General features: G+C 71.6%; 17 protein-coding genes. 12 read left to right on the forward strand and 5 right to left on the reverse strand.

The features are described 5' to 3' along the window. Nucleotides 1–5: 5 nt before the first annotated feature. The 11 genes from AB0C28_RS53240 to AB0C28_RS53290 all read left to right on the forward strand — a co-directional run bounded on the left by AB0C28_RS53240 (nucleotide 6) and on the right by AB0C28_RS53290 (nucleotide 11,103). The gene (locus AB0C28_RS53240; protein WP_357860513.1) at nucleotides 6–1,025 is read left to right on the forward strand and encodes an MlaD family protein; all 1,020 of its coding nucleotides are present in this window, start codon (nucleotides 6–8) and stop codon (nucleotides 1,023–1,025) included. Between the two features lies 1 nt (nucleotide 1,026). Next, entirely contained in the window at nucleotides 1,027–2,070 is a 1,044-nt protein-coding gene (locus AB0C28_RS53245; protein ID WP_357860516.1) for an MlaD family protein, read from the forward strand. Next, nucleotides 2,070–3,110: an MlaD family protein gene (locus AB0C28_RS53250; RefSeq protein WP_357860519.1), complete on the forward strand. Its 1,041-nt coding sequence runs from the start codon at nucleotides 2,070–2,072 to the stop codon at nucleotides 3,108–3,110. The genes AB0C28_RS53245 and AB0C28_RS53250 overlap by 1 nt, the downstream gene beginning before the upstream one ends. Continuing rightward, a complete protein-coding gene (locus tag AB0C28_RS53255) occupies nucleotides 3,107–4,132 on the forward strand; it encodes an MCE family protein (protein ID WP_357860522.1) in 1,026 nt (341 codons plus the stop codon). Before AB0C28_RS53250 ends, AB0C28_RS53255 begins: the two co-directional genes overlap by 4 nt. Then, entirely contained in the window at nucleotides 4,129–5,127 is a 999-nt protein-coding gene (locus AB0C28_RS53260; RefSeq protein ID WP_358084769.1) for an MCE family protein, read from the forward strand. The genes AB0C28_RS53255 and AB0C28_RS53260 overlap by 4 nt, the downstream gene beginning before the upstream one ends. Further along, complete coding sequence (locus AB0C28_RS53265) at nucleotides 5,124–6,548, forward strand: MCE family protein (RefSeq protein WP_358084772.1); 1,425 nt, start codon at nucleotides 5,124–5,126, stop codon at nucleotides 6,546–6,548. The genes AB0C28_RS53260 and AB0C28_RS53265 overlap by 4 nt, the downstream gene beginning before the upstream one ends. Then, complete coding sequence (locus tag AB0C28_RS53270; RefSeq protein WP_358084775.1) at nucleotides 6,545–7,240, forward strand: hypothetical protein; 696 nt, start codon at nucleotides 6,545–6,547, stop codon at nucleotides 7,238–7,240. The genes AB0C28_RS53265 and AB0C28_RS53270 overlap by 4 nt, the downstream gene beginning before the upstream one ends. Nucleotides 7,241–7,278: 38 nt before the next feature. Beyond that, entirely contained in the window at nucleotides 7,279–7,860 is a 582-nt protein-coding gene (locus AB0C28_RS53275; protein WP_358084778.1) for a 4'-phosphopantetheinyl transferase superfamily protein, read from the forward strand. A gap of 146 nt (nucleotides 7,861–8,006) precedes the next feature. Then, nucleotides 8,007–8,465: a MarR family transcriptional regulator gene (locus AB0C28_RS53280; RefSeq protein WP_357860537.1), complete on the forward strand. Its 459-nt coding sequence runs from the start codon at nucleotides 8,007–8,009 to the stop codon at nucleotides 8,463–8,465. 90 nt (nucleotides 8,466–8,555) lie between these two features. Then, the gene (locus AB0C28_RS53285) at nucleotides 8,556–9,206 is read left to right on the forward strand and encodes an LppX_LprAFG lipoprotein (protein WP_357860540.1); all 651 of its coding nucleotides are present in this window, start codon (nucleotides 8,556–8,558) and stop codon (nucleotides 9,204–9,206) included. A gap of 10 nt (nucleotides 9,207–9,216) precedes the next feature. Continuing rightward, the gene (locus AB0C28_RS53290) at nucleotides 9,217–11,103 is read left to right on the forward strand and encodes an MFS transporter (RefSeq protein WP_358084781.1); all 1,887 of its coding nucleotides are present in this window, start codon (nucleotides 9,217–9,219) and stop codon (nucleotides 11,101–11,103) included. A 117-nt stretch (nucleotides 11,104–11,220) separates the two neighbouring features. Here the strand turns inward: AB0C28_RS53290 and aspS are convergent, their stop codons facing one another. The 5 genes from aspS to AB0C28_RS53315 form a co-directional block, all read right to left on the reverse strand. Beyond that, on the reverse strand, nucleotides 11,221–12,558 hold the full coding sequence (gene aspS, locus AB0C28_RS53295) for an aspartate--tRNA(Asn) ligase (RefSeq protein WP_358084784.1): 1,338 nt from the start codon (nucleotides 12,556–12,558) through the stop codon (nucleotides 11,221–11,223). Nucleotides 12,559–12,823: 265 nt separating this feature from the next. After that, nucleotides 12,824–14,215 carry a ribosome biogenesis GTPase Der gene (der, locus tag AB0C28_RS53300; protein WP_358084787.1) on the reverse strand — a complete coding sequence of 464 codons (1,392 nt, stop codon included), beginning with the start codon at nucleotides 14,213–14,215 and terminating at the stop codon, nucleotides 12,824–12,826. A 39-nt stretch (nucleotides 14,216–14,254) separates the two neighbouring features. Next, nucleotides 14,255–14,935: a (d)CMP kinase gene (gene cmk / locus AB0C28_RS53305; protein WP_357860702.1), complete on the reverse strand. Its 681-nt coding sequence runs from the start codon at nucleotides 14,933–14,935 to the stop codon at nucleotides 14,255–14,257. Between the two features lie 72 nt (nucleotides 14,936–15,007). Beyond that, nucleotides 15,008–16,369, reverse strand: coding sequence for a carotenoid oxygenase family protein (locus tag AB0C28_RS53310; RefSeq protein WP_358084790.1), 1,362 nt, complete (start codon nucleotides 16,367–16,369; stop codon nucleotides 15,008–15,010). Beyond that, the gene (locus AB0C28_RS53315) at nucleotides 16,366–16,992 is read right to left on the reverse strand and encodes a TetR/AcrR family transcriptional regulator (protein WP_358084793.1); all 627 of its coding nucleotides are present in this window, start codon (nucleotides 16,990–16,992) and stop codon (nucleotides 16,366–16,368) included. The genes AB0C28_RS53310 and AB0C28_RS53315 overlap by 4 nt, the downstream gene beginning before the upstream one ends. Before the next feature lie 107 nt (nucleotides 16,993–17,099). On the opposite strand from AB0C28_RS53315, the gene AB0C28_RS53320 reads away from it, so the two are divergent. After that, complete coding sequence (locus AB0C28_RS53320; protein WP_357860558.1) at nucleotides 17,100–17,294, forward strand: DUF2795 domain-containing protein; 195 nt, start codon at nucleotides 17,100–17,102, stop codon at nucleotides 17,292–17,294. Nucleotides 17,295–17,394: the final 100 nt, after the last annotated feature.

The raw sequence follows: 17,394 nt of genomic DNA on the forward strand, positions 1-17,394 counted from the left end.
GGCCGGTGACCCGAGCTGAACTTCCCCTCGCCGCCCGGATGGGCATCGCGCTCGCCGTGCTGGCGGTGCTGGCCGCGGCCACCCTGTACGTGGTGCGCACCACCACCGAGTTACGCGGCACCCGCATCGACGCCGTGTTCGGCCGGGCCGGGCAGGGCCTCGACACCGCCTCGCCGGTCAAGATCCGCGGCATCACGGTCGGCGACGTGACGGGCATCGCGCTGGACGCCAAGGGCAGGGCCGTGGTGACCATGCACGTCGATCCTGGGGTCAGGGTGCCCACGACCGCGGTGGCCTCAGTGGAGCCGGCGTCGGTGTTCGGCCCCAAGTTCGTCGAGCTGCGGCCGGGCTCCGGTGAGACGACCGGCCCGTACCTGTCCGCCGGCGCCGTCATCACCGACACCGAGGAGCCGCTGGACCTGTCCGACACGCTCGGCGACGCCTACCGGGGCCTGGACGCCGTGGACCCGCGCGAGGTCACGGTCATCGTGCACACGCTGGCCAAGGGGCTGGAGGGCGAGGGCGAGAACCTGCGCGAGCTGATCGGCGACGCCGGCACGGTCGTCGGCGTCGCGCACCGGCACCGGGCGAACGCTCGACGGTTCCTGCACGACGCGGCACTGCTCGGCACGGCGCTGTCGGACAAGGGCGACGAGCTCGTCTCCATCTCCTCCGACGTCAACGTCATCACCCCCGACCTGCTCAAACGGGCCGACAAGGTACGCGCCCTGCTCCAGGAGGTCACCTCGGTCTCCGGGCAGGTCTCCCACGGCCTGGCCAAGCACCGGGGCGACCTGCGGGCCGGGGTGCACTCGGGCGAGCGGGTCGCCGCGCTCATCTACGCCCAGCTCGGCCTGGCGGGAGACGGCGTACGCGGCCTCAACCGGCTGGTCGACCTGCTCAACGAGCTGATCGAGGCGCCAGGTCCAGGCGGCAACCGCCAGTTGCAGGTGGAGGCGTTCATCGCCACCGACGTCTGCGAGCTGATCGTGGGCGCCTGCGGCCCGACCGACGGGAGGCGCTGACGTGGAACGCCTGCGCCGCCGCTGGACCCTCGTGCGGTTCGCGCTGTTCATCGGCCTCACCCTGACGCTGATCGTGGTGATCGCGGTGCAGATCGAGCGGGTGAGCACGGGCGACGGCTACCGCCTGGTCGCCGTGTTCGACGACGTGTCCGGCCTGAACGAGGGCGACCAGGTGAAGATCGCCGGAGCTCCGGTCGGCCAGGTGGACACGATCAGGGTCGTGAACGGCCGGGCGGAAGTGACCATGGAGGTGCAGAACGCGGTCAGGGTGCCGACCGACACCGAGGCCGCCGTACGCTGGCGCAACGCCGTCGGCCAGCGCGTCGTCTACCTGCTGCCCGGCACCGCGCCCGGCCGGCTGCCGCCGGGGGCGCGCCTCACGCGCACCTCCTCCGTGGTGGACATCGGCGAGCTGATCAGCGACCTCGGCCCGCTCACCCGCAGCCTGGATCCCGACCAGATCAACCAGCTCCTGACGGCCGCCGCCAAGTCGCTCAAGGGCAACCAGCACAACATCCCGCGCCTGCTCGACAACGTCAACGCGATCACGACCACGGTCAACGAGCGCAAGAAGACCATCGAACAGCTGCTCAAGGACTACGCCACCGTCACCGGCGTGGTCGCCAGGCGGGACCGGCAGATCGAGCGGCTGGTGGACAACCTGGTCACGCTGACGGAGGCGTTCGCCGACAACCGCGAACTGGTGGACGACGCGCTGGTGGAGCTGTCGGCCACCGTCCACACCTCCAACGAGGTGCTCGGCAAGAACGCCGGCGAGCTCGGCCGCCTGGTGGACAACCTGTCCGGGCTGACCGGCGGCATCAGGCGGAACGTGGGCAAGATCGACAAGACCGTCAGCACGTTCCAGCCGCTGTTCGCGCGGGCGTACTCGAGCGTCAACCGCGGCCACTACTTCATCACCGCGGTCCCCTGCGTGGCGCTGAACGCCGCCCCGTGCCCCTACGGCATGCAGACGCCTCCGCCGCTGCGCAACACCAGGATCCAGAGCGAGAAGGACCTGCGGAAGCTACTGGTGGGCCGCTGATGGCGCTCAAGTCGTTCCGCGTCGGATCCTTCAGGGACCGCAACCGGCACGCCGTCGGCCTGGTGTCGCTGGCCGTGCTCGGCGCGATCCTCGTCACCACGTTCCTCGTCGGCAGCCTGGGCCTGCTGGAGGGCGGCTACACCATGTCGGGCGTGTTCACCGACTCCGGCGGGCTGCGCACCGGCAACGACGTGCGGGTGGCCGGGGTGCGGGTGGGCGAGGTCACCGAGGTGCGCGCCGACTACGCGCAGGGCCACGTGGTGGTCACCTGGAGGGTGGACGACGGCGTGCGTCTCGGCCGGGCCACCCGCGCCGACGTCGCCCTGTCCAACCTGCTCGGCGGCCGGTACGTCAAGCTCACAGGACCGGTCACACCTCCGTACCTGGACCAGCTGCCCGAGGACCGGCGGCGCATCCCCGTGCAGCGGACCGGCGTGCCCACGCTGATCAACGACGCCATCAAGGACGCGACCCGGCTCGTCGAGCGGCTCGACACCGACGCCGTGGACGACCTGCTCGCCGAGCTGGACAAGCTGGACACCTTCAAGAAGGGGCGCGTCACCCGGCTGCTGGACAACATCGGCGACCTGTCCGACACGATCAGCAAGAGCGAGCCGCAGCTCCAGCGGCTGCTCGACAACGGCACCCGGATCATGGACGTGCTGAAGAAGAAGGACGCGCAGCTCGGGCGGCTCATCGACGCCGTCGAGGTCATGCTGGACGAGCTGCGCGCGCGCCGCGCCGAGCTGCGCACGCTGCTCGGCGACGGCAGTGACCTGGTGCAGAGCACGACCCGGCTGATCAACGAGCACGAGAAGTCGCTCGTCCAGGTCCTCGACGACAACGCGGCGATCACCACGCGGCTCAGCGGCAGCAACGAGCGGCTCAACTCGCTGCTGGCGTGGGCTGGGCCGACGTTCTCCGGCCTGTCGACGATGGGCGGCCAGGGGCCGTGGCTGGAGGCCATCGCCACCGGCCTGGGGCCGATCAACCCCGAGGTGCTGGGGGCCATCGCCAAGGACAGGAAGAGCGACAGATGACACGGCTCGTGGCGGTGCTGCTGGGGTGGGCGCTCCTGGCGTCCGGGTGCTCGGTGACGGGGGCGGAGCCGTACCGGCTGGTGGCGATCTTCCGCGCCGCACCCTCCCTGTACGAGGAGGCGCGGGTCAAGGTCATGGGCCTCGACGCGGGTTACGTGGACACCATCAGGATCGACGGGGACAAGGTGCGGGCGGAGCTGCGGATCGATCCCCAGGTGCCGCTGCCCGCCGGCGTCAAGGCCGTGGTCGCGCCGCAGAACACGCTCGGCGAGCGCAACGTCGTCCTCTACCCCCCGTGGAAGCCCGGCGACCGGCGGATCGCCGCCGGGGCGACGATCCCGCTGGAGCGCACGGACCTGCCGGTGGAGATCGACGACGCGCTCGACGCGTTCACCAAGCTCACCGACGCGCTCGACGACGAGCGGCTCGGCGACGTGGCGGGCGACCTGGCCGACGGCGTCAGGGGCCGGGGTAAGACGATCAACAACGCCATCGCCGACACCTCGGAGCTGACCGGCGTGCTGGCCGCGCAGGACCAGCGGCTCATCGACCTGGCCAAGGGGCTGAGCGACCTGGCCACCAGCCTCAACGAGCGCGAGAGCCAGGTGACGGGCGCCATCGACGCCTTCTCCGAGGCCAGCGCCATGCTGGCGGAGGAACGGCGGCGGCTGCGCGGCTTCGTCACGTCGATGGCCGGGTTCGTCCGGCGCGGCGACGTGCTCATCGAGCAGTACGCCGAACGGCTCCCCCAGGCCGCGAGCACGCTGGCCGAGCTGGTGCTGACCGTCCGGGCCAACAGCGACTCCATGGCGCGGGCGGTCAAGGGCGCGGCCGACTTCGCCGACATCCTGATCGACTCCTGGGACCGCGAGCAGCACGTCCTGAAGATCAGAATCGTGCTCAACGCGATGACCAGGGCGTGGCTGGCGCCGCTGTTCGACGCGCTGAACCTGGGCGAGGTGCCGTGCCTGCCCGCCGGGCTGAGCAACTGTCCCTTCTCCCGGAGAGGAGGCGGGCGATGAGGACCAGGTTCCCGGCCGTGCTGGCGGCGCTGGCCCTGACCGCGGGCTGCTCGCTGCAGACGCTCGGCGCGACCACCGGCGACATGACCCTGTACGCGGTCTTCGACGACGTGCAGAGCCTGGTCGCCGGGCACAGCGTGCAGATCTCCGACGTGCGGGTGGGCACCGTGACCGACATCCGGCTGCAGGGATACCGGGCCAAGGTGACGATGTCGGTCCAGTCCGCGCACCGGGTGCCCCAGGGCAGCACCGCCACCGTGGCCAAGACGTCCGTGCTGGGCGAGAACTACGTGCTGCTCAGCCCGCCGACGGGCAAGGACCTGGCCTCGGGCCCCTACCTCGAGGACGGCGCCACCATCGCCGACACCTCGGTCGAACCGGACATCGAGCAGGTCACCGCCAAGGCCGGGCCGCTCATCGAGGCGCTCGGCGCGCAGGACGTCAACGCCGTACTCGACGCCGCCTCGACCGCGCTCGACGGGCAGGGCGACGACGTCAACCGGCTGATCAGGCAGACGGCGCAGGTCACCGACGCCTACGCGGCCGCCCGCAGGGACCTCGGCACCAGCATCGACGCCCTGGCCAGGCTCGGCGACGACCTGGCCGAGGGCAGCGCCGAACTCGACCGGCTGCCCGGCACTCTGGCCGCGGCCACCGAGCGCCTCGCGCACGGGCGCGGCCACGTGAAGAAGACCATCGTCGCGCTCACGAAACTGGCCGAGCAGGCCAACCTCACCGTCTACCCGCGCCACGCCGCCCGGCTGCGCACGCTGCTGCGTGAGCTGGAGGCCATCTCCTCGTCCATGCAGCGGGGCAAGGAGGACCTGAAGGCGCTGGTGGCCAAGCTGCAGAAGTTCATCGACGCGCCGCCGATCACGGTGAACGGCCAGGTGATGATCTACGTCTGGCTGAAGGGCGTGCTGCCGTCGGTGCGCGAGGAGCCCGTGCGCAACCCGGTGGAGGACGTCCGTATGCTGCTGGAGCCGCCGCGATGAGACACCGCATCTACCTCAACCTCGGCTTCTTCGTGCTGCTCGGGATCGTCATGACGGTCTGGGCGTTCAGCACGATCATCAAGCTGGACGCGATCGAGCGGCCGTACCGGGTCTCGGCCGAGTTCGTCTCCTCCCCCGGGCTGATCCGCGGGTTCGACGTGGCCTACCTGGGCGTCCGGGTCGGCAAGATCGGTGACGTACGGCTGGCGCCGGGCAGGATCGTCGTGGGGCTGGACATCGACAGGGAGATCCGGCTGCCGAAGGGCGTCACCGCCGAGGTGCGGCGCAAGTCGGCCATCGGGGAGCCGTACGTGGAGCTCTCACCGCCCGCCGCCGGCGTGACCGGGCCCGTCCTCGCCGCCGGCGACACGATCCCGCTGGCCAGGACAACGGTGCCGCTCGACTACAAGAAGCTGTTCGAGGGCGTCGGCAAGCTGCTGAACGCGGTCCCGCCCAAGGACGCCGACACCATCGTGCACGAGCTGGCCGTCGCGCTGGACGGGCGGGCGCCCGCGATCAGACGCATCATCGAGGACGCCCACACCCTGACCGGCACGCTCGCCGACAACACCGAGGTGCTCGACGACCTGGCGGTGCAACTCACCCGGCTCACGCACACGCTGGCGGGCAAGCGCGGGCAACTGGCCTCGGGGATCACGGACCTGAGCGCGGTGACGGCCGCGCTGCGGGAGTCCCGTACCGATCTCAACGCCATCCTCGACCACGGGCCCGGGGTGTTCGCCCAGCTCGACGACGCCGTCAGGAAGTCGCGGCCGGGGTTCTCCTGCCTGCTGACGGCGGCCGGGCTGCCGCACCGGCCGGCGTTCTCGGCCGCGACCGAGCGGAACGTGCACCATCTGCTGAGCATCGTGCCGACCGCGCTGAGCCTGTCCGACGACATCAGCGACCGGCGCGGGGACACGGTGTACGGCAAGGCGGCGTTCGTCTTCAGCGTGCCCGGCGGGCCCCAGCCGGCCGAGGAGTACGCGGGGCCGCTCGGCCCGCCCTCCGTGCCCAAGCTCCGCGCCTGCCCCGACCGCGCCCCCGAACGCGACCCCGGCGCGGGCCCCGACTCGGATCCCCACCCGGACGCCGCCGGGCGGCCTGGCGGCGAGCGCCAGGACGTCGCCGCCCGGCCCCGCGACTCCGGCGGCCCGGCCTCCGCGAACGACCGTCCCGGCGCCGGCACACCCGGCGCGAAGGAGGACAGCACGAACAGGAAGGAGACGGATGGAACGGACGGGACCCCGCGAGCCACCGATTCACCGGCGGACGCGGCCGGCACCCGGGCCGCGTCCGGAACCCCCATCAACACCGTCCCGCTGATTGCCGCGATGTTCCTCGCCGTGGTGGCGAGTGGTGGCATCGTGGGCTGGATCGCGGCGGGCCGGGCCGCCCGCCGCCGTGAGGAGTCGTCTTGACCGCCAAACCGGATCTCGCCGAGCAGGCCCCCACCGACCCCGACCCCGACCCCGGCACCGGCACCGGCACCGGCACCGGCACCGGCGGAGACACGGACACCACCACCGAGTCATCAGGGGAGCGCGGAGCCAGGCGGTTCTGGCGGGCCAAGGTGTTCGGTGCGCTGGCCGCCATGCTGGTGGCCGCCGTCGCCGCCACCGCCGTGCTGCAGTGGGTCGCCGCCACCCAGGCCCAGGACGCGCGGGCCGCCCTGGAGTCGGAGCGCGCGCTGCGCCTGGAGGTGTCCGGCGCGGCGAGCGCGTTCAGCCGGGCCCTGCTCAGCTACGACTACCGGGACCTGCAGACCACCCGCTCCACTCTGGCCGCCCAGGCCACGGGCGACTTCCTGGCCACCTACGACACGGCGTTCGGCGGCACGATGGCGCAGGTCATCGTCAAGCTCAAGGCCACCTCGCAGGCCACCGTGCGCGAGGTCTACCTGGCCGACGTGGACGAGGCCACCGCGCACGCCATCGTCGTCGTGGATCAGCAGGTGAACAGTTCGCAAGCGATCCGCTCGGTCAGGGATTCGCACCTTAAGATCAGTCTTGTGAAGGAGAAGGGCAGCTGGAAGATCCATGACGTGACCACGCTCGGCGCGGCCTCGGAGGACCAGTACTCCCTCGACGGCGACAAGGACAAGAAGGACTGACGATCGGCCCCTTAGCGATGGGCGGGCACCCCGACGAGGTGCGTGCCCCCGAAGACTGGCTCACCGAGGTGGAGAAGGAGCGGGCCGCCCGCTTCCTGTACGAGCACGACCGCGCCTCCTTCGTCGCCGCCCACCTGCTCGTGCGGCTCTGCGCCGCCGCCGTGCTCGACGCCGACCCGGCCGGGCTGACGCTGCTGCAGGTCTGCGACCTGCACGGCCCCGGTCACGGCAGGCCGTACCTCGAACAGGCTCCCGAGCTGGGCGTCAGCTTCAGCCACACGCGCGGCTACGTGTGCGCGGCGGCCGGCCCCGGCAAGGTCGGGGTGGACGCCGAGCGGGTGCGTCCTGGTCCGCTGGACACGATGCTGGCCGACCGGGTCCTCACGCCGCGCGAGCGCGCGCTGGTCACCGGCAACGACGAGCTGATGCGCCACTGGACCCGCAAGGAGGCGCTGATCAAGCGCGGCGAGCTGACGCTCGACCAGCTCGGCGACGGCGGCGACGACCTGACCGGCCGGCACCTGCTGGAGTGGAGCGCGGGCCCGGACATCAGGGTGGCCGTCGTCACCGACACCCCGGCGAGCCGGGCGCCCATCCCGGAGCTCGGCGGCGACGGGTAGGCGTGGGGTCGCCGCGGGGGCGCGGCGGGGTCGCCGCGGGGCCGATGACCGGCGACAGGTTCGCCCGGATGAGGCGTACGGTGGTCAGACTGCCGCCCGACGTCTCGTCCATGGCGCTTCACTCCACGTGCGCTAGATTGGAGATCATGAGCGCGCCTCGCTGGCTTTCCCCCGCCGAACAGCGTGCCTGGCGTACACACCTGGCGCTGCACAAGCTGCTCATGCACCGGCTCGACCGCGAGCTGCAGGAGCATTCACTCTCGTTGAACGACTACGAGATCCTCGTCAACCTCTCCGAGAGCCCCGGCCGCCGGATGCGGATGAGCGACCTGGCCGACGCGACGATCCAGTCACGCAGCCGATTGTCGCACCAGATCTCCCGCATGGAGGCCAAGGGCCTGGTGACCAGGGAGGACTGCCGTGACGACCGGCGGGGCACGTACGCCGTGCTGACCGACGAAGGGTGGGAGACGACGCAGCGGGTGGCCCCGGTCCACGTGGGCGGCGTGCGCGAACACTTCGTCGACCGGCTCACCGACGAGCAGCTGGAGGCGATCGAGGCGGCGTACGCGCCGATCGTGGAGCACCTGAAGAAGCTGCGCTGACCTCCGGGGCGACCGGCGCCGTCGCGCTGACATCCAACCGATACCGGGGAAGCCTCACAGCGTTCCCGACCGGTCGCTAGCATCCCGGTCATGCTGAGAAAGCTAGTGATCGTGGCGGTGCTCGCCCTGGCGTCGGCGTGCTCGTCGGCGGGCGGCGAGGCCGAGCTGCCCGCCGGCCCCGATCTGATGAAGAAGGCCTCCGAGGCCATGAAGGTCGTCAAGTCGGCCGGCTTCTCGATCGCGACCGAGGGCAAGCCCAACGTTCCGGTCAAGAAGGCCGACGGCCGGCTCACCGCCGAGGGCGACGCCGACGGCACGATCACTCTCGACGTGCTGGGCACCCTGCAAGAGGTGAACTTCGCGCTGATCGGCGACACCGTGCACTTCAAGGGGCCGACCGGCGGCTTCCAGAAGATGACGCGCGCCCAGCTCGCGCAGTTCTACGACCCGTCGGTCATCCTCGAACCCACCAAGGGCATCGCGCAGCTGCTCGCCCAGGCCACCGACCCCAGGGTCGAAGGCGTCGAGAGCGGCTCCTACCGGGTCGCGACCACCTTCCCCGGCAACGTCGTGGGCCAGATCATCCCCGGCGTCACGCAGGGCGTGAACGGCAAGGTCTGGCTCGACCAGGCCACCAGCCGGCTCACCAAGGCGAGCCTGCCGCTGAAGGACGGCACGGTGACGGTGTCGTTCAGCGACTACGACGCGCCCGTCACGATCACACCGCCCCCCGCGAAATGAGGCCCGCGAAATGAGGCGCGCCCGCCGGGTCGTGCTCGGCGCGGGGGGCGCGGTGGTGCTGCTGGCCGCGCTCGACGCGTACGTGGTGGTGACCGTCCTCATCGACATCGCCGAGGACGTCGGCATCCCGCTCAACCACCTGGAGCGCGCGACCCCGATCGTCACGGGCTTCCTGCTCGGGTACGTGGCCGCGATGCCGCTGCTCGGGCAGTTGTCCGACCGCTACGGGCGGCGGCCGCTGATCCACGCCTGCCTGGCGGCCTTCGCGCTCGGCTCCGTCCTGACGGCGCTGGCGTCCGGCGAGGTCATGGTGGTGGCCGGGCGGACCGTCCAGGGGGTGGCCGGGGGCGCGTTGCTGCCGATCACGATGGCGCTCATCGGCGACCTGTGGGAGGAACGGGAACGGCCGGTGGCCCTCGGGGCGGTGGGAGCGGCCCAGGAGCTGGGCAGCGCGCTCGGGCCCCTGTACGGCGGGCTGGTGGCGTTGATCCCGAGCACGGTGGTGGCGGGGGTGGAGCTGGGGGAATGGCACGCGATCTTCTGGATCAACCTGCCCCTGGCCGCCCTGGCCGCCATCGCCGTCCACCTCACCCTCCCGCCCCGCTCCAGCACGGCGCAGCAGGCGACCCTCCCGCCCCACTTGGGCGCCGCGTCGCAGGTGACCCTCCCGACCAGCACCGCCGCCACCGCATCCCACCCCGAACCGGCGACCGAGACCATCTCAGGCCACGACACGGCACTCCCGGACGCTCCGGCCGGTCGGCCGCTCGCTTCGGACGGCGAAACGACCGTCGCAGCCACCCCGAGCGCCGAACCGGTCGCCGAGCGACATGCGGAACCCGTCGCCGGGCCGGTCGGTGGGCCGGTCGGTGGGCAGGCCGGTGGGCAGGTCACCAGGCCGGTGACCGAAGCGGTCGCCAGGTCGGCCGCCGAGCCGGTCACTGGGTCGGCCGGCAGGCCGGTGGTCGAATCGGGGACTGGGCCGGGTGGTGGGCCTAAGGCTGGGCGGGTGGATGTCGTCGGTGGGGTGTTGCTGGCGGTGGCGCTCGGTCTGCTCGTCGTCGGGCTCTACAACCCGGATCCGGCCGTCGCCGTGCTCCCGCCGTGGGGTCCACCGGTGATCGCCGCCGGGGTGCTGACGGCCGCCGGTTTCGTCTGGTGGGAGATCCGTTCCCCCGTACGCCTGCTCGACCTCACCGGCGCCCGCAAGGGCCCGCTGCTCGCCACCCTGGCGGTGAGTTTCCTGGCCGGGGCGGCGTTGCTGGTCACGATGGTGTTCGTCCAGTTCACCGCTCAGACGCTGCTCGGCGCGGACGCGCTGGGGGCGGCGCTGGTGCTGGCCAGGTTCCTGGCCGCCCTGACCGTCGGCGCCCTGCTCGGCGGGCTGCTGGCGCGCCGGCTAGGTGACCGGCCCGTCGCGGTCGGCGGCCTGCTGCTGGCGGCGGTGGGTTACTGGCTGATGAGCCGCTGGCCGCTCGACCTGGCCGGGGCGGGCCTGGTCGTGGACCTCGACCTGGTCGTGGCCGGGCTGGGGCTCGGCCTGGTGATCGCCCCGGTGTCGTCGGCGGTGCTGCGGGTGAGTACGGCGGCCCAGCACGGCGTGGCGTCGGCGGCGGTCGTGGTGGCCAGGATGATGGGCATGCTGATCGGCATCGCCGCCGTGTCGGCGTGGGGTTTCTACCGGTTCCAGTCGCTGACCGCCCATCTGGACACGCCGCTGCCGTTCGGCGTGGACGCGGAGACCTACCAGCGCAGGCTGGCCGACTACACCGCGAAGGTGCAGGCGGCGCTGCACACCGAGTACACCGAGATGTTCCTGGTCACGGCGTTCATCTGCCTGCTCGGCGCGGCGGTGGCGGTGCTCATGCCGCCCCGGCCGCGAACCGGAACGGCATGAGCCTGCGCCCCGTCGCGGGCCGGGACGGCGGGAACTTCCGCCCGGCTGCGGGACGGGACGACATGGCCCGCCGCCCGGCCCCTGGCCGGGACGGCGTGGGCGTCGGCTACGCCGGGGTCATGGCGACAGGCGGTGCAGGTCGCGGGGGAAGGCGGTGCTCTGGCGGACGTTGGCGGCGCCCGTCAGCCGCGCGGTCCACCGTTCCAGCCCCAGCGCGAACCCGCCGTGCGGCGGCATCCCGTACTTGAACGCCTGCAAGTAACCCTCGTACGCCTCCGTCCCCTCGCCCCGGGCGGCCAGCGCGCGCACGTAGTCCTCGTACCGGTGCAGCCGCTGCCCGCCCGTGACCAGCTCCATGCCCCTGAAGAGCAGGTCGAAGCCGTTGGAGTGGCCGGGCCTGGAGGGGTCGGGGTGGGTGTAGAAGGGCCGCTTGGACATGGGGTAGCCGGTGACGAACAGGAACTCCGACCCGTGCTCGCGCCGCGCCCACTCCCCCAGCCACCGCTCCTGCGCGGGCGCCAGGTCGGGCTCGTCGGACGAGGTCAGCCGCTGCGCCTCGGTGAAGTGCACCGCGGGGATCTCGGCGGGCACCGCGGGCGGCTCGACGCCGAGCAGGTCGAGCGCGGGGGCGGCGCGGCGGCGTACCGACTCCAGCATGCCCGCCACCACCTCGCGCAGGACCGCCATCACGTCGCGGTGGTCCTCGATGAAGCCGAGCTCGGCGTCCAGGCTGGTGTACTGGGCCAGGTGGCGCACCGTGTCGTGCGGCTCCGCGCGGAAGACCGGGCCGACCTCGTAGACGCGCTCGAACACCCCGGTCATCGCCTGCTTGTAGAACTGCGGCGACTGCGCCAGGTAGGCAGGACGGCCGAAGTAGTCGATGCCGAAGACGTTCGCGCCCGACTCGGTGGCCGAGGCGACGATCTTCGGGGTGTGGATCTCGGTGAAGCCGAGCCGGTCGAGCGTCTCCCTGAACCCGGCCACGCTCGCCGCCGAGATCTCCAGCGGCGCCCGCAGCAGCGGATGCCGCAGCGCGACCGGGGCGTGGTCGAGCACGGTCGGGAGCGTGGCCCCGACGATCGGCCGGTAGAGGTCGAACGGCGGCGCCGCGCCCGGCTCGGCCAGGACCTCGACCTCCGGCGCGACCAGCTCGTAGCCCCCGGGCGCCTGCGGGCTGGCCGTCACGGTGCCGGTGACCGCGACGACGCTCTCCTCAGGAGGCAGCTCACGAGCGGGCAGCTCTTGGGCCGGCAGGGTCCGGGCGCGCGGGTCCCGGGCCGACAGGTCCTGCGCGGGCGGGTTCGGGCCGGTCACCGCCTGGGTCAGCCCCGTACGGTCCCTGACGACCAGGAAGGACACGGATTTGAGTTGCCGGCGGCGATGGACCCAACCGGCGATCGTCACTCGTTGCCCGGCGTGCTCAGCGAGCTCCGCCGACATGACACGAGAGATCATCACAGCTCCTCAACGGAAGTGCATGACCCCTTGGGAGTGCGGGGGAGAAGGGAGCTCCCGGTGCCACCGCACTTTCGCCGGCCCCGTGCGAGGGCGGCCTCCACGACCCGATGACGGGGGTCAGACCGGCGGGGCATTTCCTCCCCGCACTCGGGAGTGTCTTCACCAGCGGGCCACGGCGCCGCCTTCGCAGCGTACGGCGGCTCTCTGGGGCCGTGGACCCCGCTGGTTACTCGTCTCCGTCAACGCGTTGCCGCGGAGCTTATCACTTGTCCTTCTTGGCCCGCTTCTCACGGATCTTCATCGACACGTCGATCGGGGAGCCGGCGAAGCCGAACTCCTCGCGGATGCGCCGCTCGATGAAGCGCCGGTAGGTGTCTTCCAGCCAGCCCGAGGTGAACAGCACGAACTTGGGCGGCTCGATCGACGCCTGCGTGGCGAAGAGGATCTTCGGCTGCTTGCCTCCGCGCACCGGCGGCGGCGTCTGCTGCACCAGCTCGGTCAGGAACGCGTTGAGCCGGGACGTCGGCACCCGCGTGGCCCAGGAGTCGAGCGCTTTCTCCAGCGCCGGGACCAGCCGGTCGACGTGGCGGCCCGTCTTGGCGGAGATGTTGACCCGCAGCGCCCACGGGGTGCGTACGAGCTGCCGGTCGATCTCCTTCTCCAGGTAGTAGCGCCGGTCCTCGTCGACCAGGTCCCACTTGTTGAAGGCCACCACCATGGCCCGGCCCGACTCGATCACCAGGCCGATGATGCGCAGGTCCTGCTCGGTGAGCGGCTCGCTGGCGTCGATGAGCACGATCGCCACCTCGGTGCGCTCCAGTGCCGCGCGGGTGCGCATGGCGGCGTAGAAGTCGGCGCCCTGCAGCTCGCGGTCGCGCCGCCGGATGCCGGCGGTGTCGACGAAGCGCCAGGTGCGCCCGCCGAGCTCGATCAGCTCGTCGACCGGGTCGCGGGTGGTGCCCGCCATGGGGTCGACCAGCACCCGCTCCTCGCCGACGAGCTTGTTGAGCAGCGAGGACTTGCCGACGTTGGGCTTGCCGAGCAGGGCCACGCGGGCCGGCCCGCGCTCGGTCTCGAAGGTGACCTGCGGAGTCTCGGGCAGCTTGTCGAGCATCACGTCGAGCAGGTCGCCGCTGGAGCGGCCGTGCAGGGCCGAGACCGGGTAGGGCTCGCCGAGCCCGAGCGACCACAGCGCGGCGGCCTCCAGCTCAAGCTGCTGGTTGTCGACCTTGTTGGCGGCCAGGATGACCGGCTTGCCGGACTGGCGCAGCACCGAGCCCACGATCTCGTCGGCGTCGGTGGCGCCCACGGTGGCGTCGACCACGAACACGATCACGTCGGCCAGCTCGACGGCGACCTGCGCCTGCTCGGCGATGCGCAGGTTCATGCCGGTGGCGTCGGGGTCCCAGCCGCCGGTGTCGACGACGGTGAAGCGGCGGCCACGCCAGTTGGCGTCGTAGGTGACGCGGTCGCGGGTGACCCCGGGAACGTCTTCCACGACCGCTTCGCGGCGGCCGATGATGCGGTTGACCAGCGTGGACTTGCCGACGTTAGGCCGTCCGACGATGGCGACGACCGGCAGCGGCACAGCCTGCTCGTGCTCGCCGATCTCAAGGTCGTCGAGGTCAGCCTCGACCCAATCCCCCGTTGTCACGATTTTTCATCCTTTGTGAGTACCGCACCTGAGTTCGGCTCAGGTGCGCTCGTGTATGCGGCCGCTCAAGGACTCGCTCGCCGAGCCCTCTCGCTCCGCGACCAGCCTCAGCACCTCGGCGATGACCTCTTCCAGGGTCAGGTCGGAGGTGTCGAGCTCGACGGCGCCCACCGCCATCGAGAGCGGGTCGGTCTTCCGTGTCGAATCGAGCGTGTCGCGCTTGGCCATGGCCTCCTGCTGCGCCTCCACCGTGGAGCCGGCCAGCTCGGCGCTGCGCCTGCGGGCGCGAGCCTCGGGGCTGGCCGTCAGGTAGATCTTGACGGCGGCGTCCGGCCAGACGACCGTGCCGATGTCACGGCCCTCGACCACGATGCCGCCGTCGCCGATGACCTCCCGCTGCAGCGCGACGAGCCGGGCCCGCACCTCGGGCACGGCGGCGACGGCGGAGACCGCGCCGGTGACCTCGGACTCCCTGATCGGCCCCGCCACGTCGACGCCGTCGACGTGGATCGCGGGACCGTCGGGGTCGGTGCCGGAGACGACGGCGGGCTCGCCGCAGCGGGCCGCGACCGCGGCGGGATCGGTCAGGTCGACGCCCTGGCGCAGCATCCACCAGGTCATCGCGCGGTACATCGCCCCGGTGTCGAGGTAGCGCAGGCCCAACGCGCGGGCCGCCCCGCGCGACACGCTCGACTTACCCGACCCCGAAGGCCCGTCCATCGCGACGACCAGAGCGGTCACGGCCTCTCCTTCTTCACGTTTTCCCAACCTGAGAAGGCTACCGCCTCCCCATCAGTCGGCGATCCAGCTTCCGTGGAAGCCGAGCGGCACGCGGGCGGGCAGGTGGACGGTGGCGACGGGCTCGCCGGTGAAGTCCTGGCCGGCCAGGATCACCAGGTCGGCCGCTCCCCTGGCCGGGTTGTTCACGTACGTCATCACGTAGCCGTCGTCCTCCGCCTCCCCCGAGCCGATGAAGACGGGCTCGCCCACGTACGCGCCGCGCCCGAACTGCCGCGACTCCTGCGTGCCGAGCCGCAGGTCGTGCTTGATGAGCGTGTTGTCGAACGACTCGTCGGGCAGGTCCTCCATCTCGCTGCGGCCGGGGCCGACCACGTCGTGGATGTCGCGGGTGGCGGCGGTGTAGCCGTAGCGGTAGGCCCGGCCCGTGCGGCGCTCGTCCATCCGCGGGAACTCCTGCATCCGGTCGTCGAGCGTGCTGACGCGGACGCGGCCGGTGGTCAGGTCGATCCGCCACCGGTCGAGCGTGGGCATGCCGCCCAGGTCGAGCCGGGCGTCCACGAACCCCTTGGGATAGCTCACCAGGTCGACCACCACCTCGTCGCCGTCGTCGTAGGCGTTCAGCGTGTGGAAGACCCAGCAGGACGGCAGTTCGAACCAGCGCAGCTCGCCGCTCTCGCGCGACAGGAGCCCGACGCGGGCGGGGTGGGCCTCGTTCCACGCGTACGGGAGCTGGCTGCCCTTCTCCGCGTGGGGCATGCTGAACGTGACCGGCAGGTCGTAGATGACCACGAACCGCTCGGTGATCGCGAAGTCGTGCACCATGGGCGCGTCGGCGATCGGGATGTCCCTGACCTGCGTCACCGTGCCCTTGGCGTCGAGGACGACGTGCTGGTGGTGGTCCCAGCCGAAGAAGTAGGCCAGCGCGTGCAGCTCGCCGCTGACCGGGTCGAGGTGGGTGTGGGCGGCGAACCCGCCGGGCAGGCCGCCGTCGAAGTCGCAGGCGCCGATGGTGTCGAGCTCGTAGCTCAGCTCGTACGGCAGCGCCCCCGCCTCCACGGTCGCGAACGTGCGCCCGGCCAGCCCGATGACGTGGGTGTTGGCCGCGAAGTCCATGTTGCTGTGCACGGGCCCCGGCCTGGCGGGCTCGCCGAGCCGCCGGGCGACCGCGGCGCTGCGCACCCACCGGTTGCGGTACCACTCGGCGCGCCCGTCGCGCAGCCGCACGCCGTGGACCATGCCCTCGCCGAGGAACAGGTGCCCGGCGGAGGGGTCGTCGAGGCTGAGCGGGTTGGGGCCGTTACGCAGATATCGGCCGTTGAGCTCGGCCGGGATGCGCCCGGTGACCTCCAGGTCGAACGCGGTGACCTCCTCGGTCACCGGGGCGAATCCGTGCTGGAAGGGAGTGGTCGTCATGATGCGTCCTTCTCTGCTGAAGCCAGGAACGGCGTGAGCACCGAGGCGCACAGCAGCCGGTAGCGCTGCTCGGCCTCGCCCTGATCGAAGAAATCCGAGATTTCGAGACTTACGGCGCCGTGTATGGCCATCCACAGCACGTCGGCGATCTCCGTGGCCGTCCCGCCGCGCAGCACGCCGGCCCCAAGGCAGTCGGCCACTCCGCGCACCAGCAGCTCGAACGTGCGCTTGGCCACCCGCACCGCATCCTCGCCGGCCTTGAACCCCGGCATGGCGCTCTGGAACATGACCCGGTAGTAGTCGGGCTCGCTCAGGGCGTAGTCGCGGTAGGCGGCCAGACCTTCGTGCAGCCGGGCCAGCGGGGCGTCGTGATCGGGCACTGCCAGCAGCCGCCGCTCGAACCGGGCGAACCCCTCCAGCCAGAGCGCCTCGCTGAGCCCGTCCTTCCCGCCGAAGAGCGTGTAGATCACCTTGGTGGAGCAGCCGACCTCGGCGGAGATCCGCCGCACGGTCAGCGCGCCCGGCCCCTCGCCGATGAGCAGCCGTTTGGCCGCGTCGAGGATGACGTCCCTGACGACGCCCTGTCCCTGCCGCTGAGCCTGCTGATACGCGGTGACCGTCATCCTGGTAACGCCGTTTCTCTCGGGTAACGCTGTTACCCCTTCTTTGTACGCCCTCCCCCGCGACTCGTCAATGGTTACCTATCGTGATGGATGGGCAGCAAAGAGTTATGAGCACAGCACCTAACCCGATCGACCTGCAGCGGCACCTGAGCATGGTCGACTATCCGGCCAGCAAAGACGACCTCATCGACGCCGCGCGCGAGCAGGACGCCGACGAGGACATCATCGAGGCCCTGGAGGCCATGCCGGACCGCCAGTACGACGGCCCCAACGCCGTCAGCCAGGCGATCAACAGACGCTGAACCGGACACAAAAGCGCGGCGGGGGGGGGGGGGGGGGCCCCCCCCCCCCCCCGGGGGGGGGGGGGGGGGGGGGGGGACGCCCCCCGCCGGGGTGGGCCCC

This window comes from Nonomuraea sp. NPDC048892 (assembly GCF_040649735.1).
Lineage (GTDB): Bacteria > Actinomycetota > Actinomycetes > Streptosporangiales > Streptosporangiaceae > Nonomuraea > Nonomuraea maheshkhaliensis.

What these genes read in the sequence shown, in the direction of transcription:
- AB0C28_RS53250 (WP_357860519.1), top strand. Translation starts at nt 2,070, where the DNA reads ATGGCGCTCAAGTCGTTCCGCGTCGGATCCTTCAGGGACCGCAACCGG.
- AB0C28_RS53255 (WP_357860522.1), top strand. Translation starts at nt 3,107, where the DNA reads ATGACACGGCTCGTGGCGGTGCTGCTGGGGTGGGCGCTCCTGGCGTCC.
- AB0C28_RS53260 (WP_358084769.1), top strand. Translation starts at nt 4,129, where the DNA reads ATGAGGACCAGGTTCCCGGCCGTGCTGGCGGCGCTGGCCCTGACCGCG.
- AB0C28_RS53265 (WP_358084772.1), top strand. Translation starts at nt 5,124, where the DNA reads ATGAGACACCGCATCTACCTCAACCTCGGCTTCTTCGTGCTGCTCGGG.
- AB0C28_RS53280 (WP_357860537.1), top strand. Translation starts at nt 8,007, where the DNA reads ATGAGCGCGCCTCGCTGGCTTTCCCCCGCCGAACAGCGTGCCTGGCGT.
- AB0C28_RS53285 (WP_357860540.1), top strand. Translation starts at nt 8,556, where the DNA reads ATGCTGAGAAAGCTAGTGATCGTGGCGGTGCTCGCCCTGGCGTCGGCG.
- AB0C28_RS53290 (WP_358084781.1), top strand. Translation starts at nt 9,217, where the DNA reads ATGAGGCGCGCCCGCCGGGTCGTGCTCGGCGCGGGGGGCGCGGTGGTG.
- aspS (WP_358084784.1), bottom strand. Translation starts at nt 12,558, where the DNA reads ATGATCTCTCGTGTCATGTCGGCGGAGCTCGCTGAGCACGCCGGGCAA.
- cmk (WP_357860702.1), bottom strand. Translation starts at nt 14,935, where the DNA reads ATGGACGGGCCTTCGGGGTCGGGTAAGTCGAGCGTGTCGCGCGGGGCG.
- AB0C28_RS53310 (WP_358084790.1), bottom strand. Translation starts at nt 16,369, where the DNA reads ATGACGACCACTCCCTTCCAGCACGGATTCGCCCCGGTGACCGAGGAG.
- AB0C28_RS53315 (WP_358084793.1), bottom strand. Translation starts at nt 16,992, where the DNA reads ATGACGGTCACCGCGTATCAGCAGGCTCAGCGGCAGGGACAGGGCGTC.
- AB0C28_RS53320 (WP_357860558.1), top strand. Translation starts at nt 17,100, where the DNA reads ATGAGCACAGCACCTAACCCGATCGACCTGCAGCGGCACCTGAGCATG.